This is a genomic window from Dolichospermum sp. LEGE 00240 (assembly GCF_015207875.1).
Classification (GTDB): Bacteria; Cyanobacteriota; Cyanobacteriia; order Cyanobacteriales; family Nostocaceae; genus Dolichospermum; species Dolichospermum gracile.
Window position 1 is genome coordinate 1 of sequence record NZ_JADEVZ010000025.1, and the last position, 26,217, is coordinate 26,217.

The window sequence follows — 26,217 nt, forward strand, 5'->3', positions numbered from 1 at the left end:
CTGATTCTCTTGTATTTAAAAGTTTGCAAACCTTTACAGAGATAGAGTTTTCGGCTTTTATGGTTTAGATTTATCGGCATTAAATTTTGGTAATTTTAGTTGTGACCATAAAAGAGACGAAAGAGCCATATTTCCCAAGTTGTTCATTCTGGTCATCGCAGTATTTCTAATTTTATGGTTAATATTATTGCTGGTTTAATTGCTTATACTTGGCAAGATAAAAAACCTTCTTTAAAATTAGATAAACATGAAGTAACTTCTCTACCAGCTTTATTAATTTAATTATTTTCATGCAATTAAATTGTGAGTCCAAAATATTCAATTTTGGATTTTTTCTCTTGTTTATTTATTGTCAATAATCATTGCTAATTGAGAAAAGCCCGATATAATTAGTTTTCAGGATGATTATTTATATCGAACTCAGGTTCTTTCACATGACTGCTGGGCTTTATATCCCACATTCCGCACCCTAAACTGTCACACAACGAAAAATGGTCGTTTGGAGATTTGGGACTGGCGATAGCGAAGCGTGGCGTTAGCCATAATTACCGATTGTGACACTGGGGGGTGCGGAATGTGGGTTGATAATGGTGCGTTACGCTGTCGCTAACACACCCTACTGAGAATCATTGATTAAATAGCCATATAGGCACAAGAATAAATGACTCGCTTTATACTTCATTTTACCCATAATCCTTGATCATGGTGCATTACTATTGAGCAAACCCAATCAAATCCCCAGTCGGTTTTAACCGACTTGAGCTTTCAGACAGGGAATTTATTCCCTGGCTGTCTGGCTGTCTTACATCTTTGCGTGAAGTACAAAGAAAGGCTACTATAAAAAATAGTATTATAACAGACAAAGGACTATGAAATTTTCCCAGGGATTAGGCGTAGTTCTAGGGACAACAACCCTAGCTTTAGTACAATACCAACCCGTATCTGCCTTAACTCCTGTACAAGTTAATGATATCGCTAAACCAATCACCGTCATGATTGGAGGATTAGATGGTAAGGGTTCAGGAGTAATTATTGCCAAAGATGGTAATACCTACACCGTGCTAACAGCCAATCATGTCATTAAAGAAGCGGGAGTTTATGACGTTATCACTTATGATGGGCAGAAATACCGCATTCAAGAGTCTCAAACTCTGGGAAAACTGGATTTAGCTTTAGTCAGATTTACCAGTTCCAAAAATTATCCCCTTGCTAAAATTGCCGATTCTCGGACAGTTAAAGAAGGATCTACGGTATATTATGCAGGGTTTCCGGCTGAAACCACAAATCAACCGCGTAATTATCGTTTTATACGAGCCGATATAACAGGCAGGAGTCAAAATCAAGAAGGGTATGAATTATCCTATAATGGACCAGCTTTACCGGGGATGAGTGGAGGTCCAGTATTAAATGAAGAAGGTCTTCTAATTGCTATTCACGGTAAGGCGGAAACCCGGTCTATTATAATTCAAGGTGTTCAAAGAACTGAAATTGTAGGAGTTCAGGGTATCCCGACGGAAAAATTCCCCAATTTAATTAGTAATATTCAAAATAATACTCAAGCTAATACCCCTCGTAATAATCCTAGTCCTACAAATGAACCTACACCTGTTATATTTCAAAATTTAGAAGCATTGTTAAAAGCAGGAAAATGGCGAGAAGCAGATTTAGAAACTTGGGAATTGATGAAAAAGTTAACTAAACGAGAACGGGAAGGATGGTTAAGACTTGAAGATGTGAAAAATTTTCCCAGACAGGAATTGCGAAAAATGGATCAATTATGGGTAAAATATAGCAATGGCAAATTCGGCTTTTCTGTACAAAAGCAAATTTGGCTGGACTTGGGAGGCAAGTTAGATGGAGAATACGACTGGGATACTTTTACGAAGTTAGGCTCCCGCGTTGGTTGGAGAAAAAATAATGAATGGCTCAGTTACGATAGTTACACCTTTAGTACGAATGCACTACCGGGACACCTGCCGTTGGGTGGTCGTTGGTATAGGTTTTTGTGGATTGGGTACGTACTCTTTTCTCTTCTCTAGACTATAACCCATAAGCGTTATACAAGATTATAAGTATTTCTTATCAAAAAATAAACAACCGATTTATTAGGCTTTGGGGATTTCATTACCTGTTAGGCAGTTTGTAGTATACCTGTAGTAAATTCGTAGTTTGGGGTTGAGGTACAAAATCCAACATCAGCGTCGCCTCTTAAGCGGGCTTTTAGGTTGGGTTGAGGTACAAAACCCAACATAAATGTCGGGTTGCGCTGTTGCTTAACCCGACCACAAAAAATAGATAAAGTATTACCTGATACAGAAATGATTGATTAAATAGGCATAAGACAACACCTAAAAAACCTAGTTTATAGGTTGTCAATAATAAGAATAATTTTGCAAAAACTCCCCAACATGATGAGGATTGTAGCAATTAGCAAAGATAAACTTTTCCGCAATCTTGACTATTTCAGGATTATTTTCTCGCCAAACTTCATATAATCTTTTAGCATCTTCATCTGTTTGCTTCTGTTGACTTTTTTTCTGATTTTTATGACCATTCTTTTTTTTATTTGTTAATTTAGGTAATAATTTATTCCCCCAATAAAACTTCTTAACTTTTTTCTCTTGGGATTTATATTGATGACAAAACTTTTTATATTTGCGACTACATTCCTCTAAATCTTCTCCTAAAGCTAAAAAAGCAGGGTGCCAAGTGGTAATTCCATCATCACCTAACCTTTCATAAACTCCATAGTTACTAAAATCATAGAAAAAACCATTTTGCATACCAGCAGCTTGGGGATTAGCATGAATATATCTGATAGTATTTAAGGCTCTGGTTATATCATTGTTAGAAAAACTTGTACTATGGTATCTTTTCTCCCAAAAATGTCCAGTTCTGTTTAACATTCGATTAAAACACATAGCAGAATACCAGTTAATATAGTGCATTATTTTGGGTATTTCTTCTGCCTTTTGTGGTTCAATTAAATAATGAATATGATTACTCATAATACAGAGGCTATAGAGTTTAAAACTATATTTCTCTATGGCTTTTTTGATTACATATAGAAATATTTGACGACATTCTAAACGGGTTAAGCGAAATTCTCTATTGTTACAGCGAACTGTAATATGATAGGAATAGTTACAATGAGTTTGAGTTTGTGATGACATGAAAAGTAATAAAATACAAGCAAGATGCTTGTGCTACTGTAACTTCAAAAAGCAATTTACCAGTTAAGTTGTTGTGCCTTAAATTGAATAATTAATACAAGCAAGATGCTTGTGCTACTGTAACTTCAGGTTTTTTGATTATACAGTTTAGCTGCACATCAGCTTGTGAGTAATTCATAAATTACCCTTTCCTAATGATCAGATTTTAAGATCCCAATATATATAATATGCCCAATATACCCAGATCCCCGACTTCTTAAACAAGTTGGGGATCTAAAGTAGGACTAATGCTCATTAACGACGAATTTTTTTGGCTATACCAGGCCAATTTTGATCAGCTTTTTGAATATTTCCAGGAATGTCTTTTTCCCAGCGTTTTTGAGTGTCCAAATTAACATTTAAGTACAGCTTACCGTTGACAATTTTCCAGGCATTAGGGTCAATAGGTGCAGTATATCCTCTACTGACAGCCCAAGCACAAAATCCTCCATATTGAGGAGCGTATTTTTCAGGATTTTTAATAAATAAGTTGCGGTTTTCGGCTGTGGAAAATCGCCAATTTACATCCTGCCATTTATAGGTGAAATTAGCATTACCTGGAATTGCCTTTCCTTGTTGAAAATAGGCTACAGCATCAAAACCTTTTAAAACAAAAGAGTCTTGGACATTAAACACCTTAGCAGCCAGCTTTAAAGGGGTATTCTGCCCTTGAATAGCATTTGGAGGAAAATTACCATTGGCAGCGGGTTGAAGGCTGGGAATGTGGGTTGTAGTGGTTGCATGAGAACGACAACCTAAAGTTAATCCCACCATGAATATTGAGGATGTGATGAAAGCGAGAAAGTTCTGGTGATTCATAAAAATGTTTATTTGTTTTAGGACAATATCAGGTTCTTACCCTACCCTAAGCTGTTGTGCATTTAATTTGTATAATTCTTGCGGGCAAGATGCCCGCACTACAAGAAATAACAACATTAGGATTATTGGATCTAGCTGCGTAATAGCTTAACCTTCCCCTTTGCAAGGTGTGGACTAAGGGGGGTAAATTCCAGTTTCCTCAAGAGGGAATTTTTTGAACAGATGTTAAATGGAATAATGGAAAAGTGGCAAGAATAAATCCCTAAGAAATTCTCGGCCATTTACCAATCCATTCTCCACCGCGAAAACGCCACCGGGGAAATAATAACCGCATGACTACCCAAGCAGATAAATAAACTGCTAACCAAACTAAACCATAATGTTGAGTAAATCTGATGAAATCAAATTCACTTTTAGGAATATGCGGTAAACCGATATTGGCAATTATTAAACCTAGAAATACCCCTTCTATAACTCCTGCACAAAGTTGAAATATTCCGGGCCAGTCATGGTCCCAGAGATATTTTTGCAGAAAATCATACAAAACATCCCAGGCAATGCCAAATAAACCCACATAAAAGACGACCCAAAAGTAAACTAAGTTGGAAGCAATGCCTAAATATCCTTGATAAAAAAGCAGAGAAACTAACATTCCCACTGTTGCTAACAAAAAAATTCGTGTTTGCCAGCGTCCGAATAAAGTTGGAGTCATAATGATATGAGAGGTAGTGTAAATTAAGGTTTTTAGAAAAAATTCAGAAGAATTTAGGACTTACGCATGAGTCACGGAATAAGGAATAACGAACCACTGAGGCACGGAGGACACAGAGAAACGAGGGTTTGAGGAATATTTTCTGTAAGTCCTGGAATTGAAAAATTAAGGCTTTTGATTCAATGCCCATTTTAGCCATTGCCAAAGGGAATAAATTCCCTGAATATAGCGGACTCCTGGAGCTTTCGCAGCCGCCAATGCTTCCATAGAACGATGGGCAGCATATTGTAGTCCTAAAAATGTGTCCACAGGGGCGTAGGGACCGCCTAAGGTGATAATTCCTGCCCCATATATGCGAGAACGACCATTTCGCAGTTTTTTGATTTCAAAGTTGTTTTCTACATGAAAACGTCCTTGTGGGTTTAGTTCTAAATCGTAATGCAGTATTAGGTCTTTCAAAAATGGACTTTCTAAAGGATCGGAAATTAATCCTGTACAGTCAATAACAAAATCAGCAGTTAGGGTTTTTTGACCTTTGTTAGTGACTACATGAGTAATAACTTGACCTTGGGAATTACGTTCTAGTTTGGTGACTACACCATAACGAATTTCATACCATTTCTGGGCTATTCCTTGACGAACAATGTCGCGCCATTTTTTGCGACTGGCTGTGGTTGTTCCCCCCCAACCCTGTAATAATTCCCGTCGTCTTAACGGGTCAGCGGCTTCTAACATTGTCCGCATATCACCGCCCCAAGTTCCTTTTGGCCAGTTGAAAGGTTGAAATTCCCAATCATTTTCTACGTAGCGTTTAGCTTGCTCAAATTGATTACCTTTGCGCGGTTCTCGGTTTAAATGAATTACCTGAATATTACCTTGCATTTTTCGGGCTTCATACAGCCTTTCTAATATTTGTGAGGCTACAATTCCCGACCCCCGAACAACAATAGTACCGCCTTTTTTTTCTAATTGGTGGTAAATATGATCATGGGGTTCATAACCTTGAACTACAGTTCTCTTATTTCCTGTTTCTTGGGGATATTGCCGACGATATTGTTCCAGGTCTGGTAGTAGTTTGATTGCAGGATAACCTGTGCAGAGATGGACATATTTAGCTAATAAAAATTGGTGATTTCCGTCCTCTTCGTTGGAAGTGGAATAGGCAATACAATAACGCCCGTCTTCTGTTTGTCGTAGACTACGAATACTGCCATATTCTAACATTTTACCCCAACTAATGCGATCGCTCTCCCGGTCCATTGACTCAAATACATCTTTGCCACGAGGGGTGTAGGTATCTGCATAAACAGGTTCAGCAAAAACTTGCCACAAAAATCCTAAAGCTGCACCAACTTGTCCAGAAAAGAAGGCTCTCCAAGCATCTCTTAAAGCATATCCTGGCCACCCCCAAATATTATCAGGACAGGAATCTGAACCCGAACGAATTCGTTTATGTCGGGGAATTTGACAATTTTTTAGTAAGCTTTCATAGCGTTTATAAGGTTTGTCTTGAACACTCAAAACTTTAATATTTTCCGGTTTAACTCCCGCAATTCTCAACATATCCACCCAAACAAAACTGCCCATACCTCCCCCGCAGGCCACATATTCTGTTTCTCTGACTAAAATACCACTGCGACGAATAGCTTCCGGGGAAACCTTTTCTGCATTCCAAAAGTTGAGATTATAGGGAAAACCCGCAGGTTGACTAGGTACAGCGTCGGGAGTTTGCTGTTCTAAGGCATCCGTATAAGGGTTAAAAATGATTGATGATCCAGAATCTGGTGACTTCCGCACCCTAGATACGGGAATAATCTCAGATTGGGGGTTAAAAATTGTGGAATTATTTTCCAGTACAACGGTAGCATTCTCATCCCCGGCTTGAATGAGAATAACGGTAATGGTATGATTACCTATTGCCAGTCTATCCCTACTGTTTAAAGTCCGACGTTGTTTAAGTAGCTTTTCACCGTTAACTTCAGTGCCATTGGCGCTCTTGTCTTCTACATAAAGCTGATTGTTTTCTAAGGTAATTTGAGCATGAAACCGAGAAATTTGCTTATGAGAGTCTAATAAAACTACAGGAGTCACCGTTTCACCGTTGATAACCGCAGGAAATTGAGTTATATCTCGTCCGATAGCTACCGGCAGGGTAAAAATCTGTTCTTCCTGCTCCTCTGTCAGTTTATTTTCGGAAATCAGCTTGATTTGCATGGTTTTGATACTCCTATTTACACCTTAATATCTGATCGTCTGACTCGGTTTGAGTCAATTGATACTATTAATACATCAATATTTTCCCCTATTTCCATAAAAGTACCGAAAAAACTTTAAAAAAACTTTATTTTTTATTCCCTATTTCAGAGGTTAATCGCTACATATCCTACTATCAAGGTGCGGTAAGCTAACAAAAGCAGTTTTTACCCTCAGAACAATGACAGCAAATAGTCCGACGATTTTGGCTTTAGACTTTGATGGAGTGGTTTGCGATGGACTAATTGAATATTTTGAGGTAGCATGGCGTACCTACTGTCAAATTTGGTCGCCGGTTAACGACACACCACCGGATGATTTAGCTTTGAGATTCTATCGCTTACGTCCTGTAATTGAAACAGGTTGGGAAATGCCCGTTTTAATTAAAGCCTTAATTGAGGGGTTTTCTGATGATCAAATTCTCCAATCATGGACAAACATCACTCCCCAAATCTTAGCAGCAGACAATCTAGAAGCAAAAGCAGTTTCGACAAAATTGGATCATCTACGAGATGAATGGATTCAGACAGATTTAGATGGTTGGTTAAGTCTGCATAGATTCTATCCGGGTGTGATAGAAAGACTCAAAATAACTCTTAAAAGTGAAATACAGTTATATATTGTCACCACCAAAGAAGGGCGATTTGTCAAGGAATTATTACAACAAGAAGGAGTTGATTTACCACCGGAAAATATTTTTGGTAAAGAAATAAAGCGCCCAAAATATGAAACCTTGCGTGAATTAATCAAGAAAGCAAATATCCAATCTACAAGTTTATGGTTTGTGGAAGATAGATTAAAAACATTACAATTAGTCCAACAGCAATCCGACTTAAATCATGTCCAACTTTTTCTCGCAGATTGGGGTTATAACACTCAACCAGAACGAAAAGCAGGGAAAAATGATCCCCGTATTCATTTAATATCACTTTCTCATTTTAATCACGATTTTTCCACTTGGTTATAATCTAGATCCCCTTTCAGATCCCCGACTTCTCTAAGAAGTCGGGGATCTATTTTCTATTTTCTCAATCAGATCAATTACTTCTTGGTAATTAGAAATTCTTTTTTGTTGTTGAAATAAATTAGCTGCTGTTTTCAAATCAGTAATTGCCCCCTGCTTATCACCTAATTTATTGCGAGATATCCCTCGATTTTGGTAAGCTTCAGGGAAATTAGGATTAAGAAGTAATGCTTGATTAAAATCTGCGATCGCACCTTTTAAATCTCCTAAATCATGACGAGTAAATCCTCGATGATTGTAAATACCAGGATAGTTAGCATTAAGACTGATTGCTTTGTTATAATCTGCAATTGCCCCTTTTAGATCTCCCAACTTATAGCGAGATATGCCTCGTTTATAGTAAACTTCAGGAAAATTAGGATGTAACCGTAAAGCCTTATTATATTCTTCAATAGCCCCTTTTATGTCTCCAAATGTATGACGGTTAATTCCCTGATGGAAATATACTATTGCGTCTTTCAGATCAGATTGTGCTAACAGTGATGATTTGATTCTAAAATCGGAAATATTTGCCAAATTTTTAGCACACACTTTTGGACTATATAATATAGTTCCTAATATGAGAGTTGTAATTGTTAATTTCCATTTTTTCATGACGCTATTTTCCCAATTATTAGCATACAGTTGTTACAGCAGTTTCCAATTATATGAGTCATATCTTAGCCCCCTCATCGCACCCCCCTAAATCCCCCGCTGCGGGGGGAAGAAAAGGATAAGCTTTTGATACTGGAGGGGGTTGGGGGTGGGGTTCTTGTACCTCATAACATCGGGAAGTGCTGTAATTATATAGCATTTATTTGCATCAACACAAATACACCCAACGAATATGCTTGATTTAACAAAAATATCGAGACAAATGCAAGGTTTCAGTCAACATTTAACTTCAGAGGTGGCTGCAAGTCATCAGCGGTTGGAGTTAGCACAACAATATTTAAAAAAGGCGTTTGAGTGTCAAGAACAGTTAGTTAAACGTCAAGAAGAATGGCGAAATCGGATTATTTTTGCGAATGCTACACCCATTGAACCTCTCGAAACCTGTATGACTATTCCTGTTCCCCCCAAAGTTCATACTGTTATTTCTACAGATGGTTCACAAATTGCCCCAAATCATCACGAAATTGCGTATTGTTACTTACTAAATATTGGCAGAGTGGTTTTGCACTATGGTCAAGATCTTCACCCAGTTCTCGATAGTTTACCGGAGGTATTTTATCGCCCTGAAGATTTATATACATCGCGTCAGTGGGGCATTAGAACGGATGAATGGATGGGTTATCGGCGTACCGCTTCCGAGGCTACAGTCTTGGCAGAACTGGCTTGTAGTGCGAAAACAGCAGCCCCAGTCTTAGCGATGATAGATGGTTCGTTAATATACTGGTTTTTAGATCAATTACCGATGGAGGCGCGGGATATGATTTTACCTCCCGTTTTAGAAGCTTGGCAAAAACTCCAACAAGCCAAAATTCCCCTCATGGGCTATCTTAGTGCCTCTCGTAGCACCGAAGCCACCAACTTTTTACGCTTTTTAGCTTGTCCTCACCCTGTCCCCGATTGTATTACCCATTGTCCCAATCAACTAGAATACGTACCTTGTAAAAAATTTGAGACTTTGCGCGATACCACCATCATGGCCACCCAACTTCAACCCGGACAACGCGGACCCCTATGGCGGAGTAATGCCCGAATTTTAGAATTGTATAACGAGCAAATTATTTATTTTTGTTACGTTCATGTCGGGACAGAAATTGCCCGGATTGAAGTTCCCGCTTGGGTTGCAGAAAATTCCATCATGTTTGATCAAGCACTAGGGCTAATGTTGGCACAGGTACAAAAAGGATATGGTTATCCTGTGGCGATCGCCGAAGCGCATAATCAGGCTGTAGTCAGGGGTGGTGATAGAACCCGGTTCTTTGCCCTTTTAGAACGACAAATGATTAAAGCCGGGATCAAAAATGTCGGGATTTCCAACAAAGAAGCAAGAAAACGCGGCAGTATTGCCTAAACTCAGATTGTACAGTTTATCTTTTTGGTCATTTTGTGCGAAAGTATAGATATAAGTAAGTCATGGAATAACGAACCACAGAGGCGCAGAGAACACAGAGAAATGGGGGTTTGAGAGATGTTTTGCGTAAGTCCTGTCATTTACTCAACTCAATTATTTTAACACCGCTTTAATTCAGATAATAAAACTACAATTTCATCTATTGCTGTTCTCATGACTTTCCCCGGTTGTTCAGATTGATTTACCATAATACTAAAAACCAAGGGTTCATAATTGGGTGCGTTCATATATCCAGATAGAGTGGAAATTCCTGTCATTGAACCTGTTTTTGCTTGCACTATTCCCGCAGCCGCAGTATTAAGAAACCGATTTTTTAGACTACCTTTGACACCAGAAATAGGTAAAGAAGCCCGAAAAACTGCTGCTTGAGGTGATTTATCAATTCCTTGTAAAAGTTGTACCAACGCTGCTGGAGTCGTTAAATTTTTCCGAGATAAACCAGAACCATCTACAATGATATAACCTGCTGGTGCAACTCCTAATTGAGTTAAAGTTTCTCTGACAACTTGTAATCCGACATCAGCCGTATTTTGATTTTTCTCTGCTGGTTTCTTAATAGCTAAACTTCTGAGTAAAGCCTCAGCATATAAATTATTACTATTCACATTTGTCTCTAGTAATAATTCCGATAAAGGTGGAGATTCTACTGTGGCTATTTCTTTTTCTTGTTGATTTTGACTAAGATTTTTAATTACAGTTTCTTTAACAGTGATTCCCTGTCTAGATAAATTTTGGCGAAATTGTCTGATAAAATTAGCAACTGGATCAAATACAGCTAACCCTGTAATCTCTGGCTGGGAATTTATAGCCAATTGTCCTTTAATTCGCAGAATTTGTCCTTTTAAGTCACGATTTACCTCTACAAAACTGGGTTTATCGGCTTCAGTAGTGACGGAATTATTTTCGATTTTCCACCGATATGCTTCTGTTGGTTCTGTCCATTTTAATTTTAATGCTTCTCCAATATTTTGGGGTAAAAAAGTTAATACAGTAGCATTTTCATTGAGAATAAAACTATTAATTGGTGCGCCATAATCAGCTTGAATGTCTTCCCATTCCCAACTAGAATTAACCACTTCACCTTGCCAATAACTATCATCAGCAATTAACTGATTAATTTGTCGAATTTCCTGCTTATATAGTTGTTTTGATAATATTGTCAATTGAGCATTTTTGAAACTCGGATCTCCCCTTCCTACTACACGCAAAACACCATTACCATCATCATAAATAGAAGTACGAATCCGAAAATCTGCCCCTAATTGTTGTAATGCTGCTGCGGTAGTAAATAGCTTGATATTAGAAGCAGGAATAAAATATTTTTGGCTATCTTGACTATAAAGAATCTTTTCTGATGATAATGGTTTAATTAAAATCCCCCAACGGACTCGACTAAATTGAGGATGATTGATAATAGTATTAATAGCAGATGATAATTGAGCAGGACAAATTGATTTTGTATTCGTAACTTCTGCAACTGGTGTTTGCGCTTGAGCTATTTTTTGAATACTACCAATATTAATAGAAACAAATAGTAATATCAAGCTGAAATAATTCTTTTTTGACATATTACCAACTTGGTTTAGCTAGATTTTTAAACTTTGTAAATTGTGGATCAAATAATAGTTTAACTGTTCCTGTTGGGCCATTGCGATGTTTAGCGATTATTACTTCGGCAATTCCCCTATCTGGAGTATCTGGTGAATAATATTCATCACGGTATAACATCATAACTATATCCGCATCTTGTTCAATTGAATTGTGAACAATAATATTATTAGCGATAAAGTTATGTAATTTATCAACTGTTAAATCAAATACTTCTTCTTCTCCATCTAATTCTATTGAGATAAGTTCATCCCAATAAATATCACTGTTAGCAAGAGCAATTAATTGTTGTTGCAAATTTAATTCATCTAATCTTTTCCACCCATTAATAGTTAAAAATTTATGATTACCAGTAGCACGAATTTCTCGACCTAATCGAGTTGTTAATGTAAATACTGGTTTGATACCTGTAGAAAAAGCGTTACTAACAATTGCCCTTTCTAGTTTCATTGTGTTTTCGTTCAGTCCCCAAACCGCAAAATCAGATTTACCTACTAATTCTTTAATTGGTACTTGTAACCCGGTGTCTGCTAATGTAACAAGACTATCGCCAGCTAAACATCCCGATTCTCTCAAATCAGATAACATGGGGCGTTTATTAGTTCTGGCTTCCACACCGCGACTTAACTGTGATAAGGCAATTATGGGTACAGATAATTCTCTCGCTAAACCTTTTAAAGAACGGGTAATTCTCGATAATTCTTGGACACGATTATCACTACTACCTTCCATTAATTGCAAGTAATCAATTACTATTAATCCTAAGTCTTTAGTTTGTTCGGCTTGCAATCGTCGCGCTTGACTTCGCATTTGTGTGACTGTAATATTTGCCGTATCATCAATAAAAATCGGCGTGTCGGAGAGTTTATCAATGGCACGGCTTAAAGGTTCCCATTGGGTTTGACTAATCCGTCCACTTCTTAAATAACTACTTTCAATTCCGGCTTCACTAGCTAATAGTCTTTGGACTAGCTGTTCTTTGGACATTTCTAAACTAAAAACTGCAACTGCTAATTGATAACCGGCTGCAATGTTATGAGCTAGGTTAAGACAAAAGGCGGTATTGTGAACACAGATATCATTAGCAATAAAGTTGTGTGTTTCAGGAATTGTCAAATCATAAACTTGTTTGTTACCAACTGATTCAATAGAAATAATTTCATCCCAATATACATCACTATTTGCTAATTGCTGAAGTGGTAAATTATCTAAAGCAGTGGCTAAAATCCATAATCTTTCCCGTTTTAATGCCCGCTTGCCGACATGAATATTGGTATAGCTTTTAATCCCAGCCCGTTTTGCTAAACTACTCCAAGTTTCCCTACCTTTAGCGGCTGCTATCTGTTCCCAAATTTCTACAGGTATTAAGTCACGATTAGTTTGATATCTTTTTTGAGATATTGCTGCTGTAACTTTTGCTAATGCTGCTTCTTTGCCAAAAATGCCAATTTCTGCAATGAAGTTTTTGATAGATAAAGCATCAGTAATATCTAATTGCCATGCTGGTCTACGGGTATCATTATATTTCACAGACCGCTTTTTCAAAGCAGCAATAATCCCAAATCTTAATAACAGATGTTGAATTTGTCTTGCTAGTTTTTCGCTGACTGTGCCATAACCTAATTGTGATTGACCACTATTGAGTAGGGTAGCCCAGCCCTTAGTGGCAAAGAGACGATTGATAAATAAGGATAATTGTGGTTTTTCTAATTTAAAAACAATTGGGGGAATTGTTTTATCATCACTATTTTTCAGCGAATCAGCTAATAATTTGACTTCACACTCGCGGATGGTTTCTGTGCCAAATACATCTATTTTCCGAGGGATGGCAATCTTATTTCCCACTTGTAAATTTTCTAATCTTTGCCAGCCTTTAATAGTTAAAAATGGGTGAGTGATTGTGGTTTCAATTGCCCGACCTAAGCGAGTTGTGATGCGGAAAACTGGTTTAATTCCATCATCTACAAATGCAGATGGTTGGGTAAAGGTAAATTTCCAATCATCATTTAATGTTAATAATGAACCTTGCCGTTGCTGATATAATTCTTCAATTGTGGCAATTTGTCCATTTGCTAAAACGATTTCTGAATCATAACTGAGACATTTTCCCATTGATGGCCTCCCAGCGACGATAATTAAATCAGAACGCTGAAAACCGCTAGTCATGGCATCTAAATCATAAAAACCACAAGGTATTCCCGGTAATGCAATCCCTTGATGACGAGTTTCAATATCTTGAAAAGTATTAATTAAAGTGTCACCAATATGAACTAATCCTGATTGGGTTTTTTGTTGGGTGACATTAAAAACTTTTTGTTCGGCATTGTCCAGAACAATTGCTAATTCTGTTTCTGCTTCAAAACCAAGATGGACAATTTCATTCCCAGCTTTGATTAATTGCCGACGCAGGTATTTTTCCATGACTAACCCTGCTAAGGCATCAATGTTGACTGCGGAAACTGTCCGGTCTACTAATGTTGCTAGTTTGTTTCTGCCACCAATTTGGGTTAATTGATCGTTGTCTGTTAACCAACTGGTGATGGAAAGTAGGTCTGTGGGTTTTTGCTGGGTATGGAGACGGAGGGCGGCTTGATAGATAGTTGTATGGGCGCTAATATAAAATGCTTCGGGAACTAGGCGATCGCTCACTCGACCAATTGCCTCTGGATCTAGGAGAATACCCCCTAAGATGGCTTCTTCTGCCTCGATGTTTTGAGGTGGTAAACGATTGCTACCATCACCTTGAAAACTTAGTTCTTCAGCCATAAAATTTTAAATGTTGGCGATTTTGGATTTTTATTTGATCATCCAAAACCAATATCCGAATTTTAGATTTTAAATTTTGGATTAAAGATTGAAAATTCAAAAATGTCCGCAGTCGCTAAATTTATTCGAGGATAAATCTAAAATCTCAAATTAATTGATAAGCTCTTGGCTTAGTTGCTGGAGTCCATCTAAAATCTAAAATCTAAAATCCAAAACCGTATCACCGTTAGTTAGAGACGACTTCAATGTTAATTACTGCTGTTACTTCAGCATGGAGTTTGATTTCCGCTTTGTAAGTACCCAATTGGCTGATATCGGGAATGGTGATACCACGACGATCTATTTCTAGATTAGCTGCGGCTTGAATTGCATCTGCAACATCTTGGGTAGTAACAGTACCGAAAATAGCTTCATTTTCCCCAACTTGCTTGGCAATTTTTAAACCAGCAATATTTTCTAAAGCTGTTTTTTGCTCAGTCGCCTGTTGTTTCAGTTCTAATTGTCTTTGATATTCTTTCTCGCGTCGGCGTTCCACTTGTTTGAGCAGACCAGGTGTAGCGCGAGCGGCTAAACTCTGGGGGATGAGGTAGTTACGAGCATAACCGGGGGCTACTTCTACCAAATCGCCGAGTTTTCCCAGCTTGGTAACATCTTTTGTTAAAACTAATTGCACACGTTTCGCCATTGTTTTTTGCTTTTCTTGGTAAAATCTTAGTTATTTGGGTGTCCCAGGGTGGCTCACAAAAGTGTAGCTTGATCCTCAGCGACTTTGAACGTACCCACAGCCTTGACATTGTAGCGAAATTTGGGGAGCGATCGCAATACTAAATGCTAGAAATTTGCAAACAGCAATAATAACTCCTGGTTTGCTTGATTCAGCAAGCCCTCCTTAACTGATATACAACTGATTTTTCTGTTCCCTGTTCCCTGTTCCCTGTCTCAACGAGTGAATTTAATTTTGTCCGACTACTTGATTTATTGTAGTTTCAAGAATCTATCCAAAGCTGCTATCATACTTGGCGGCCAGCGACGGATATTCCTTACCCAATTCATATCCTTATAACGGGTATCTAGTCCATAGGCTGCTACCCAATTACTTTCTGCCTCTCCCCGATTTCCCGTCACCCAATAAGCGGCTGTTAAAGCAGCACGCATATCAGCAAATCGAGGATATTTACGGACTATATTCCGCATCTCCCGGATAGCTTGATCTGTTTGATTAGTTTCATATAAAGCCAGGGCATAATTAGCTCTAGCAAAGGCAAAATTTGGGGTAATTTCTGTGGCTGTTTGGAAATCTAAAATCGCTTCTTGCCATTTCCCTAAACCTGTTTTAGCATTACCACGATTATTGTAAGCCATAGCATCTTGAGGATCTAATTCTAAGACACGATTATAATCAGCGATCGCCTCCTCCCATCTTCCCAAACCTTCCAACGCCGTCCCCCGATTCAAATAAGGATCTGTCACATTAGGCGCAAGCTCTATAGCTTTGTTATAATCCATCAATGCGGCTTGTAACTTATTCTGGCTGACACGAGAATTACCACGATTACTCCATGCTCCCGCATTAGTCGGAAATTTTTCAATAATTTTTGTCCAATAAGCTTCCGCCGTCACAAAATCACCCTGATTCGTAGCTACAAAAGCCTTAGTCGCCAATTCATCCCCCACTTGCAACTCCTGGGCGGTAATAGGTTGAGATTCTGCCATAACTGGTGTATTCCAGCCAAAAACCAGTAATAGACCCAGAAAAATACCAATTAGTTTAATCATCTAACTCTGACGTGATATGCAACAAAATTAATCATATAGCAGAATACAGAAAAACCCGTAGGGGCGCAGGGCCTGCGCCCTCCATTGTATTTCATGAGAATGTCGCCCTCCATTGTATTTCAGAAGAACGAGAATTGCTGTAAAACTAATTGCCACCACAAATGGTCAATTATTCAAAGATTGAGTTAAAATAAGGGGTCGCAAACTTAGTAAGTAAAACCCGGATATTCCCCGGAGGTGTAATTGACCAAGTTCATTTTGAAAATTCTCTGGTTAGACGAAAACGTCGCCCTAGCAGTAGATCAAGTTGTAGGTAAAGGTTCTAGTCCCTTAACCAAATACTTTTTTTGGCCCAGAAATGATGCCTGGGAAGAGTTAAAAAAAGAGTTAGAATCCAAACACTGGATTACAGATGTTGACCGGGTAGAGTTGCTTAACAAAGCCACAGAAGTGATTAACTACTGGCAAGAAGAAGGCAGAAAACGCCCAATGGCAGAAGCACAGTTGAAATTTCCAGAGGTTGCCTTCACAGGTAGCGCCTGATGATTTTAAATTGGTAATTGGTAGTGGGTGATTGGTAATGGGTAATTAAATATAATTACCACCAATCACCACTAACTGTCACAGAATATACTTAATTGCAATCAAAATTTTGTACTTGATTTATCTGAAATTCCCTGTCTCTATAAAAGGGGAAAAATGGACTTTAGGCGACGTTTGACGGTCGCAGCGAGATTAGATTGGGCTAAACTTAATCTAATTCTGTCAGTAGAATCTCAGTGGCTAAAGCCAGTGAGAGTGTCAACTTAGCTCAAACAGTAGAAGCCTCTCACTTACCCGATAGGGAGGTGATGATGCTATAATTGTCGCCTGCGCCACAATTTGATTGTCTTGTCCTTACTACCACTAATAATCAATTCCCCATCATCCCCCATAACAACGCTAGATACCGAGTCTACATGACCGACAAGACTAGCAATTTCTAATTTTGTGCTGATTTGCCAAATTTTCACCGTTTTATCCCAACTGCCACTAATCAGCGTTTCTCCATCAGCACTAAAAGCTACAGCCACCACTGACCAAGAATGACCTGAAAGTGTACTAATTAATTCATCAGTGCTAACATCCCATAATTTGATTGTATTATCACCGCTACCAGTCGCTAACAAATGAGGATGAGTGGGACTAAAAGCCACTGTCAAAACTGCCCAAGTATGACCCAAAAGAGTTGTTAATAAGTGAAAATTTCCGTTTTCTAATTTCCAAACCCGAACTGTGCGATCATAACTAGCACTAGCTAAAAGCTGTCCTTGGGGACTAAAAGCTACAGCATTTACTTGTAATTTATGCCCTGTTAAAGTATTTAGTGCTAAACCTGTATTTACATCCCAGATTTTAATAGTTTTATCCCAACTACCACTAGCTAAAATTTGTCCATGAGGATGAAATGCTAGGGATTTAACAGCGTGGGAATGTCCAGTCAAACTATGAATTTTCGTTAATGTCTTCACATCCCATAAATTGATAGTTTGATCATCACTAGCTGTGGCTAAAATTGTATCATTATGATTAAAAATAACTGCCGTTACAGATTGAGTACCGGGAAAGTTCCTGATTAATTGCTGATTGCTTAAATTCCATAATTTAATACTTTTATTATCTTCACCACTAGCTAATATTTTGCCATCATGACTTAATGCTACAGTATTAATGGAACTATGAATTTTATTTTCTAGAGTATAAGCAAGTTGCCACAAATGACTTTTTTCTATGGATAATAAAGGCAAATAATTATCTTTAATGCCTAAATTATAGATAAGTTGATCTGCTGATTGCCAACGTTCTTGTACATCAAATTCCACCAATTTATCTAGGGTTTGTCCTAAATGTTCACTAATTGGATATGTGAGATAATCTTGCCATATCCAGCCATTAATAGTCACATCAAACAGTTCAAAAGGAGAAATCTGAGTAAGTAAATAAATACAAGTTACACCTAAACTATAAAGGTCACTTGCGAAAACTGCTTTACCTTGTGCTTGTTCTGGAGAAATATATTCTGGACTACCAACTAAATGATCTGTATCTTCATTGATATTAGCAAACTTCATATTCGCAAAATCTCCTAAAACCAAATCATCTAACAAATCTTGATTTTGGTTCTTAGTCCGCAAAATAATATTTTCTGGTTGAATATTGCGGTGAATAATTTGATGATCATGAATAAACCTGATCACCGGCAATAAACCTTTTAAAATTTGCCAAATCTGAGTTTCCTGAAAACTACCTTGCTTTGCTAATAAACTAGCTAAATTATCACTATCAATAAATTCTTGAATTAAATAGTAATATTCATTTTCTGTAAAATGTGTGATTAAAGTTGGAATTTGCGGATGTTTACCTAATTCCGTTAATTTCTGTACTTGAAACTGAAAAATTTCCAGCGGTTGATATCGAGACGAAACTTGATAAACCACACAAGGAATTGGCGGAAATTGACTTTCATCTACAGCTAAAAAAGTCTGATAAAATCCTCCCTTACTAATCTGTTTAATTAAACGATAACCTTCATTAATCAACACAATTTAGCTCCTAAATTCCTCTCTGCGCCTCTGCGCCTCTGGGTGGAAATAAATTCTTTACCATTAATTACCTATTTTGTCAATTAGTGATTCCTATTATTTACAAAAATTAAGATTATCGTTACATTACTTTGCATAAGACATAAGTTCATGATAAACATTTTTCGCTGATGTCTTTACAAGGACTAATAAACACATAATTTTGGAGGTTCCGACTGTGGCTTTAACTATCCAGTCTGCTCAAACTATTTTTTCTAATACTCAAGTTCCTAGTCCTATTCCCGCAACTATAGCGTTATTTGATCAACTGAACGTTGATGATAAATTAGCATATCTTTGGTATGCTTACACCGAAATGGGTAAAACCATTACTCCCGCAGCACCTGGAGCAGCACGTTTGCAACTAGCCGAAAGTTTGCTGACCCAAATCAAGCAAATGTCTCGTGAAGATCAAACCAAAGTTATGCGGGATTTAGCCAGCCGTGCTGATACTCCTATTAGCCGTTCCTATGGTTTCTTCAGCGTCAATACCAAATTAGCTTTCTGGTACGAGTTAGGAGAATTGATGAAACAGGGAATTATCACTCCTATCCCCGTTGGCTATCAAATGTCTCCTGGTGTACAATTTGTGTTAGAAGCCACACAGAAACTTGATCAAGGTCAGCAAATCACCGTCTTGCGGAATACCGTAGTAGATATGGGATTTGATACTTCTGATCTTGGGCCTAGCAGTTATCCCAAAGCAGCTACAGAACCGGCTTTCCAACGGACAACTCCAGTGATTTCCTCAGTTAAAATTGATGGGATTACAGAACCTGCGGTCTTAGGCTACATTGAAGCCATGAATGCAGATAAATTTGATGATGCGATCGCACTATTCACTACCGACGGTGCGCTACAACCACCATTCCAAAAGCCAATTATTGGCCGGGAAGCGATCGCTAAATATATGCGCGAAGAAGCACAAGGACTAAACATGATGCCACAACAAGGTATCTGCGAAGTGCAACCAGACGGTTCTAAACAACTAAAAGTCACAGGAATAGTCCAAACTCCTTGGTTTGGTGTCACAGTTGGGATGAACATTTCCTGGCGGTTTTTAATCAATCCCGATGGCAAAATCTTCTTCGTAGCCATTGATATGCTTGCATCTCCTCAAGAACTCATGAACCTCCGTCGAGTGTAATCAAATCATGAGGCTGTCGAAAATCAAATTTACTTGTAATTTCCACAGCCTCGCAATAATAGAGTCAAAGCTATTGACACCGACCCGAAAATTCGTTATCATAGAACTGACGAGGAAGAACTGATCATACCGTAAAAGCATGGTATGAACTGTCAACCTAAGTCAGCAAATAGTAAAATTAATATAAGTTTAATTACTCACAATCCCTAGAGAAAACAATTAAAAGTTTCAAATCTCGTCAACTAGTAGATACGATCCCCATTTTTAAGGGGGATTTTGATTGATTGACTTCCGCGCGTGTCCAGGCTTTTGAACCCACGTTCGTGTAATGTTCCAAAAGAATAGGTGGGTTTTGCCTGTGTAGCCGTAATTTATAATGAGTATAATCAAAAAAATCCTAGTTGATCATTAAAATATGACACATACAGAAGATTTATCTAATGACGTAAAGTTAGAAAAAACAGTTATTAAAGAGGAAAGACAATTACCAATAACAGCGGCAATCCTGTCACTATTTATTGCCTTATTTGCTCTATCATTAGCTGGGATATTTATTCGATTGAGCGAATTAGAACTTGGTTCTAATGCTACGATTTTTAATCGTATGTGGATAGCTACAATCTTTTTTGGAATATGGAGTAGTTTTAAACAAATACAATTTAACCGATTAAAAGATGCAAATGTCACAGAAATTAATCCTCATAATTCTAGTTGGCGACAGAATTTAGGACTTATACTTTTAATGGGTATAGTTTCATCTATCTCCATTATTTTATGGGCGTGGTCACTAACACAAACTAGTGTTGCTAACTCTACATTACTAAGAAATCTTACCCCAGTTTTTACCACTCTATTCGGATGGTTATTCTTAAAACAATCATTTGACATCACCTTCTTAATTGGAATGGCGATCGCCTTACTAGGAGTAATTACTATTAGTATTACAGACTTCTCCTATTCCGCTAACAACATAACTGGTGATGTAGCAGCTTTATTTGCGGCTGTATTCTATAGTATTTATATTTTAATTGTCAAACAACTTCGGACTAAATTATCTTCTTCCACGATTCTCCTGTGGCGCTGCTTCATCGGCACAGTATTCACCTTACCTATTGTATTGTTAACTAAACAGCAAGTTTTTCCTTATTCTTATTCAGGTTGGTTAGCAGTAATTTCCCTCGCTCTGGTTTGCCAAGTTTTAGGACAAGGACTAGTAGCACAATCTCTTAACCAACTATCTCCAGGTTTTGTGGCTACAACTCTTTTATTTGAACCAGCAATCACTGCCTTTATAGCTTGGATCATCTTTTCTGAACAGTTAAGTTTATTAAATTGGTTGGCATTTTGTGTTATTTTAATCGGTATATACTTAGCTAAACCAAATCAAACTACAGTCAAAACAAACGAAGTCAATGATTAATCATCTGTCCACCAACATAGATCTCGATTGGGATTCCAGTTTTTTAAGGCATTCCTTAAACCAATTATATCCAAAATTACGGATTGCTGTCATTCATGGAGGTAACAGCAGCAAAGAAGGTTCAGTTATCTACAAAACTCATAATCCCCGCTCAACAAAAACCTATGAACCCGTAGCCCAAGATATCGCTAATGCACTAGTGAAAATCGGATTTCATCATGTTTTTGTGATGGCAGATGATATGACGCTTCCACAAAAACTCAAACAAGAGAATATTCATATTGCATGGCTCAATACTGGTGGTGTTCAGGGATATAACCAAATATGTCACACACCTGCACTTTTGGAGATGTTAGGAATTCCCTATATAGGACATAACCCTTTAAATAGTTCTAAACTGGATCAAAAACATATCTTTAAACTGGAACTTCAAGCGCTCGGAATTAAGACTGCTCCATTTATTACTCGGCATCCTGTCCAGGGAATTTTTAATCCTCACCTTGATGAACGCTTTGCTAAAACTTTTCAAAAATATAGCGGTCCATTTATTGTTAAACCTGTGTCTGGTCGGGCCTCATTAAATATTCATTATGTAGAAACTATTGATGGTTTATCCGAAGCAGTGGCGAATATCCATAGAGTCACTCATGATACTGCTTTAATTGAAACTTATTTTTCAGGGCGTGAATTTTGCGTTTCTGTATGTGGCTATATTACTCATGGGAATCAGACGTTTTATCGGCAGAATAAACCTTTTGCTTTTTCTACAATCGAGCGTTTTTTAGAACATGGAGAATATATTTTTACATCAATGGATAAGAAAGCAATTACCATAGAAAGAATTCGCTTACTTAACGATGAAGAACAAGAATTGAAGCAAAACTTAATTGCAATTGCCCAGAAGATTTATCAAGATTTTCATCTCAATACTTTAGTAAGAATTGATTTGAGACATGATGAAAATGGTGTACTTCATGTACTAGAAGCCAATCCTAAGCCAGACCTAAAACGACCCGCTGATAATATAACTAGTTTAGTAGTGCAAGGGTTAAATGAATACGGCATGACTTACGAAGATATCATTTTAAGTTTGCTAAGTGATCGTTTAGACTATTTGTTAACTTATCATCGGACAAATATTAAGCATATAGATGAGATGATCAATTAGGGTTTGCTGAAAAAGTCTTTTCGTGAGGGCTAGGAGTCAGGAGTCAGGAGTCAGGAGGAAGAATTAGAAGAAGAAAAGAATAGTCTTGAATCGGGTAAAGTGATAGGTCTTTGCTAATTTCAACCCTTATTCCTTGCACCTGATTCACCTTTTTCACCTTCAAACTCTCGATATATCTAAGTTTTAGCTTTATATGGCTTACGCCACGCTACGCTATCAGCAAACCCTAATTAAACTCTCCCCGTTACGAGAAAAGGTTTGGAGAGAGGTCAAATTATTTTCGTCGAACTCACGTTGCGTTAGAAAAATTCAATCTTTCTCCAAGACAGACCAACCCAAATTTGTAGATTGTTCATAAACCAGTTTCAAAGTATTCACATCTCTGACAGAAATCAACGGCGGTTTGCGAACTTGAGAAAAATACATCGTATCAGTTTCTAGAAGACTATGACCCCAAATACCCAAAGCATGACCAAGTTCATGACGGGCTGCTGATAGTACATATTCACCAGTTTGACTAGGACTCAGCAGAATTGTAAACCTCTGAGATAAAATATTGTTTTCAGTATATAAATCAAAAGTCGTTAAAGCCGAACGCGCCCGTAATATCTTACCATTAGGTTCACGTTGTAAGGGTGGTGCTTTTTGGAAGATTGTAATATCAGCAATAGCAGATTTTTCCACTATCTGCAAAGGTAAATAAATACCCCATTCTTGCACTGCTTGAGAAACACTATTAACCCATATTTGCGCTTGTTTTTCATTAATATCAGTTGGTGTTTCTATCTTCACTTTCACCGGAAAACGTGACCAAATTAAATAACCAACTTTTGTAGATTTAATTTGATCAAAATAATCTCCATTATTTGTTTTATCTTGCCATTGTGCCAGAGTTGGTGGTAAAGGATGGGTTTTTTGGAGAACAGGAAGAGAAGTTGATAATTGAAAGTTTCTTTCCTGTTCCCTATTCCCTGTTCCCTGTTCCCTGAAAATGGCATTAACTTGAAAATTAGTTAAAACAACCAGCAGTCCTGTACTTATTGCTAAAGTCAGAACTGCTTTCAATCTTCGCCAAAAGTTTTGATTTTGGGTAATTTTTCCCATTTTCAGTTTTAATTAGGGTCTGCTGATAGCGTGGCGTAAGCCATATAAACTTAGAACTGAGGGCGTTGCTGAATCGAGATATGAAATTCCCAAATTGAATCTTTAAAAATCTTACCTTTGCGTCTACTCTTCGAGATCACGAAGCGTGATTGCGCCTTTGCGTGAGACTAAAATTCATACCCTTAATCAGCAACGCCGAACTGAGATATATCAAGAGTTTGAAGGTAAAAAAGGTGAAACAAGTGTCAGGAATAAGCGTTGAAACTACTAAAACCCTATCACTTGACCAAATTCAAGACTATTCTTCTCTTCTTCTAATTCTGACTCCTGACTCCTGACTCCTAGCCCTAACCAAAAGACTTTTTCAGCAAGCCCTAATTATTTGGGCAACCAATTAGCACTTAAAACCACAGTTAAACCCATAAAAACTACTGTTAATGCCCAAGTAACTCGATTTAAAGTATTTTCGGCACTTTTGGTACTACTAAATAATTGTGCTTGTCCACCAATAGCACCTATGCCATCACCTTTAGGACTATGTAACAAAACGAGGATAATCAAACCGAGGGCGGAAAATGCCCAAATGCCTTGAATAATGTTAGTAATTGCCATATTAGTTGTTTATCAGAAGTTATCAATTTTTGAGGTAAATTGGCGGTTAAAAACCGCATCTACACAAGCAAAAACCACTGTCGTGGGTTTCAAAATCTTGATTTTTTTTGAGTCCGCGCAGGCGGACTTTGATTGTGTAGCCGCGACTTCTAGTCGCCCGGACTAATACGATTTTACAAACCTATTTGCACAGGAGTACGAGTTAGTTGTAAATCATATTCTGCGGCTTTCAGTAATGATCGCCCTGTCATTTCTTGTGGTTGGGATATTTGTAAAATATCCAGAATAGTCGGGGCAATATCGGCTAATTTGCCATCATTTCTTAATACCACATTTGTTCCATATCCGGGTATTTTGGCTTTTTCGCCTTCTACCAAAATTAAAGGAACTGGGTTAGTAGTATGGGCTGTCCAAGGATGACCGCCCTCATCTAGCATATACTCAGCGTTGCCGTGATCAGCAGTAATAATTGCTGTCCCACCTGCTTTACCAATAGCATCAATTAGACGACCTAAACATTTATCTACTGCTTCAATGGCCGTGACCGTCGCTGGAATTTGTCCTGTATGCCCTACCATGTCTGGGTTAGCATAGTTCATCACGACTAGGGAATAGATACCCTTTCTGATGGCAGCGATCGCCACATCTGTCACAGCTTGTGCTGACATCGCCGGGGCTTGATCATAGGTCCCCACCATTGGACTACTGACTAATTCCCGGTCTTCTCCCTCACAGGGATCTTCTAGTCCCCCATTAAAGAAATAAGTAACATGAGCGTATTTTTCGGTTTCAGCGGTTCTAAACTGTTTTAACCCGCGATTAGCGATAACTTCACCCAGAATATTACTCAGATTTTGCGGTGCGAAAGCCACAGAAACTGGCAATTCTGGATCATACTGGGTAAAAGTTACAAAAGAAAGTGGTTGAATAGGTTGTCTTTCAAAACCGCTAAAAGTGTGACTCACAAAAGCTTGAGTTAGTTCTCTAGCACGGTCGGGGCGGAAATTGAAAAATATGACCCCATCACCAGATTCTACCGCGCCCGGTTGTAACCGGACTGGGATCACAAACTCATCAGTCACTCCTCCCGCGTAAGCTGCTTGCAATACCTCTACAGCCGTGAGTCCATTGCCACCATTATCTGTTGTCATCACATCGTAAGCGCGTTGGACTCGATCCCAACGGTTATCACGATCCATTGCATAATAGCGACCACTGATGGTAGTGATTTCACCGATGCCAGCATGATTTATATGGTCTTGCAACTGCTGAATGACGTTGATAGCATCTGTCGGTTTAGTGTCACGACCATCAGTAATGGCGTGAATACAAACTTGTGAAAGTTGCTGTTCCTTTGCTAAGTCAAGTAATCCAAATAGATGGGTAATATGGGAATGTACCCCCCCATCAGAACAAAGCCCCACTAGATGCAACTTGCCATTAGCAGCACGGACTTCCTGGCAAATTTTGACAAGGGCTGGGTTTGCGGCTAAAGAACCGTCTTCTACAGCATCTGAGATCCGTACCAATTCTTGGGGTACGACTCGACCAGCGCCAATGTTCAAATGACCAACTTCCGAGTTGCCCATTTGACCTTCTGGCAACCCTACGGCTTTTCCTGATGTGCGAATGAGGGTGTGGGGATAGACTGCCCATAAACTGTCCATAATCGGAGTCTTGGCAGCGGAAATTGCGTTTCCTCGCTCTTCCTCACAGTAGCCCCATCCATCTAGAATGACTAGCACCACAGGAGCAACAGGTGCTTTGGTCATAGTAAAATTGCCCTTTACTTTTTGTAATACCTGAATAATACCATTGCTAACCAATTCTGGAAGTTAAATTCAGTCGGAAAAAATCTTAAATCCCAAATTTTGTTAACCTGATCAAGTAGGGGCGTGGTTTCCCCACCCTCT

20 protein-coding genes are annotated in these 26,217 nt (G+C 38.2%); 7 read left to right on the plus strand and 13 right to left on the minus strand.

Features of this window, described 5'->3' with window-relative positions; all coding sequences use genetic code 11:
* The first annotated feature begins 869 nt into the window (after positions 1–869).
* On the plus strand, positions 870–2,039 hold the full coding sequence (locus IQ226_RS10515) for a GUN4 domain-containing protein (protein WP_193895160.1): 1,170 nt from the start codon (positions 870–872) through the stop codon (positions 2,037–2,039).
* A 333-nt stretch (positions 2,040–2,372) separates the two neighbouring features.
* On the opposite strand, the gene IQ226_RS10520 is transcribed toward IQ226_RS10515, so the two are convergent.
* The 4 genes from IQ226_RS10520 to IQ226_RS10535 all read right to left on the minus strand — a co-directional run bounded on the left by IQ226_RS10520 (position 2,373) and on the right by IQ226_RS10535 (position 6,957).
* Complete coding sequence (locus IQ226_RS10520) at positions 2,373–3,173, minus strand: transposase (RefSeq protein WP_168466575.1); 801 nt, start codon at positions 3,171–3,173, stop codon at positions 2,373–2,375.
* A 294-nt stretch (positions 3,174–3,467) separates the two neighbouring features.
* Positions 3,468–4,031: a YHS domain-containing (seleno)protein gene (locus tag IQ226_RS10525; protein WP_193895162.1), complete on the minus strand. Its 564-nt coding sequence runs from the start codon at positions 4,029–4,031 to the stop codon at positions 3,468–3,470.
* Positions 4,032–4,293: 262 nt separating this feature from the next.
* Complete coding sequence (locus tag IQ226_RS10530) at positions 4,294–4,743, minus strand: hypothetical protein (RefSeq protein WP_193895164.1); 450 nt, start codon at positions 4,741–4,743, stop codon at positions 4,294–4,296.
* Positions 4,744–4,908: 165 nt separating this feature from the next.
* The gene (locus IQ226_RS10535; RefSeq protein ID WP_193895166.1) at positions 4,909–6,957 is read right to left on the minus strand and encodes an FHA domain-containing protein; all 2,049 of its coding nucleotides are present in this window, start codon (positions 6,955–6,957) and stop codon (positions 4,909–4,911) included.
* Between the two features lie 220 nt (positions 6,958–7,177).
* Between IQ226_RS10535 and IQ226_RS10540 the strand changes: the two genes are divergently transcribed.
* The gene (locus IQ226_RS10540) at positions 7,178–7,963 is read left to right on the plus strand and encodes an HAD family hydrolase (RefSeq protein ID WP_193895168.1); all 786 of its coding nucleotides are present in this window, start codon (positions 7,178–7,180) and stop codon (positions 7,961–7,963) included.
* A gap of 30 nt (positions 7,964–7,993) precedes the next feature.
* On the opposite strand, the gene IQ226_RS10545 is transcribed toward IQ226_RS10540, so the two are convergent.
* The gene (locus IQ226_RS10545) at positions 7,994–8,614 is read right to left on the minus strand and encodes a tetratricopeptide repeat protein (protein WP_193895170.1); all 621 of its coding nucleotides are present in this window, start codon (positions 8,612–8,614) and stop codon (positions 7,994–7,996) included.
* Positions 8,615–8,846: 232 nt separating this feature from the next.
* Here IQ226_RS10545 and IQ226_RS10550 point away from each other — a divergent pair, with 232 nt between their 5' ends.
* Complete coding sequence (locus IQ226_RS10550; protein ID WP_193895172.1) at positions 8,847–10,022, plus strand: DNA double-strand break repair nuclease NurA; 1,176 nt, start codon at positions 8,847–8,849, stop codon at positions 10,020–10,022.
* A gap of 158 nt (positions 10,023–10,180) precedes the next feature.
* Here IQ226_RS10550 and dacB read toward each other — a convergent pair whose 3' ends face one another.
* The 4 genes from dacB to IQ226_RS10570 all read right to left on the minus strand — a co-directional run bounded on the left by dacB (position 10,181) and on the right by IQ226_RS10570 (position 16,232).
* A complete protein-coding gene (dacB, locus tag IQ226_RS10555; RefSeq protein WP_193895174.1) occupies positions 10,181–11,650 on the minus strand; it encodes a D-alanyl-D-alanine carboxypeptidase/D-alanyl-D-alanine-endopeptidase in 1,470 nt (489 codons plus the stop codon).
* Between the two features lies 1 nt (position 11,651).
* Complete coding sequence (dnaB, locus tag IQ226_RS10560) at positions 11,652–14,456, minus strand: replicative DNA helicase (protein ID WP_193895176.1); 2,805 nt, start codon at positions 14,454–14,456, stop codon at positions 11,652–11,654.
* A gap of 226 nt (positions 14,457–14,682) precedes the next feature.
* Positions 14,683–15,141 (minus strand): 50S ribosomal protein L9, encoded by a 459-nt coding sequence (gene rplI / locus IQ226_RS10565; RefSeq protein WP_039201068.1) that lies wholly within the window; start codon positions 15,139–15,141, stop codon positions 14,683–14,685.
* Positions 15,142–15,431: 290 nt separating this feature from the next.
* On the minus strand, positions 15,432–16,232 hold the full coding sequence (locus tag IQ226_RS10570) for a tetratricopeptide repeat protein (RefSeq protein ID WP_193895178.1): 801 nt from the start codon (positions 16,230–16,232) through the stop codon (positions 15,432–15,434).
* A 243-nt stretch (positions 16,233–16,475) separates the two neighbouring features.
* On the opposite strand from IQ226_RS10570, the gene IQ226_RS10575 reads away from it, so the two are divergent.
* Positions 16,476–16,775, plus strand: coding sequence for a 30S ribosomal protein PSRP-3 (locus IQ226_RS10575; RefSeq protein ID WP_015079494.1), 300 nt, complete (start codon positions 16,476–16,478; stop codon positions 16,773–16,775).
* A 314-nt stretch (positions 16,776–17,089) separates the two neighbouring features.
* Here the strand turns inward: IQ226_RS10575 and IQ226_RS10580 are convergent, their stop codons facing one another.
* Complete coding sequence (locus IQ226_RS10580; RefSeq protein WP_193895180.1) at positions 17,090–18,814, minus strand: WD40 repeat domain-containing serine/threonine-protein kinase; 1,725 nt, start codon at positions 18,812–18,814, stop codon at positions 17,090–17,092.
* Positions 18,815–19,031: 217 nt separating this feature from the next.
* Here IQ226_RS10580 and IQ226_RS10585 point away from each other — a divergent pair, with 217 nt between their 5' ends.
* The 3 genes from IQ226_RS10585 (at position 19,032) to IQ226_RS10595 (ending at position 22,588) form a co-directional block, all read left to right on the plus strand.
* Positions 19,032–20,000, plus strand: a complete 969-nt coding sequence (locus tag IQ226_RS10585) for an orange carotenoid protein N-terminal domain-containing protein (protein WP_193895182.1) — start codon at positions 19,032–19,034, stop codon at positions 19,998–20,000.
* A gap of 415 nt (positions 20,001–20,415) precedes the next feature.
* Positions 20,416–21,420: a DMT family transporter gene (locus IQ226_RS10590; RefSeq protein ID WP_193895184.1), complete on the plus strand. Its 1,005-nt coding sequence runs from the start codon at positions 20,416–20,418 to the stop codon at positions 21,418–21,420.
* A complete protein-coding gene (locus IQ226_RS10595) occupies positions 21,413–22,588 on the plus strand; it encodes a D-alanyl-alanine synthetase (protein WP_193895186.1) in 1,176 nt (391 codons plus the stop codon). Before IQ226_RS10590 ends, IQ226_RS10595 begins: the two co-directional genes overlap by 8 nt.
* 309 nt (positions 22,589–22,897) lie before the next feature.
* On the opposite strand, the gene IQ226_RS10600 is transcribed toward IQ226_RS10595, so the two are convergent.
* The 3 genes from IQ226_RS10600 to gpmI all read right to left on the minus strand — a co-directional run bounded on the left by IQ226_RS10600 (position 22,898) and on the right by gpmI (position 26,076).
* Positions 22,898–23,692, minus strand: coding sequence for a peptidase (locus IQ226_RS10600; protein WP_193895188.1), 795 nt, complete (start codon positions 23,690–23,692; stop codon positions 22,898–22,900).
* 378 nt (positions 23,693–24,070) lie between these two features.
* Positions 24,071–24,304 carry a preprotein translocase subunit SecG gene (gene secG, locus IQ226_RS10605; protein ID WP_193895190.1) on the minus strand — a complete coding sequence of 78 codons (234 nt, stop codon included), beginning with the start codon at positions 24,302–24,304 and terminating at the stop codon, positions 24,071–24,073.
* Positions 24,305–24,477: 173 nt separating this feature from the next.
* Positions 24,478–26,076 carry a 2,3-bisphosphoglycerate-independent phosphoglycerate mutase gene (gpmI, locus tag IQ226_RS10610; RefSeq protein WP_193895192.1) on the minus strand — a complete coding sequence of 533 codons (1,599 nt, stop codon included), beginning with the start codon at positions 26,074–26,076 and terminating at the stop codon, positions 24,478–24,480.
* Between the last annotated feature and the right edge of the window lie 141 nt (positions 26,077–26,217).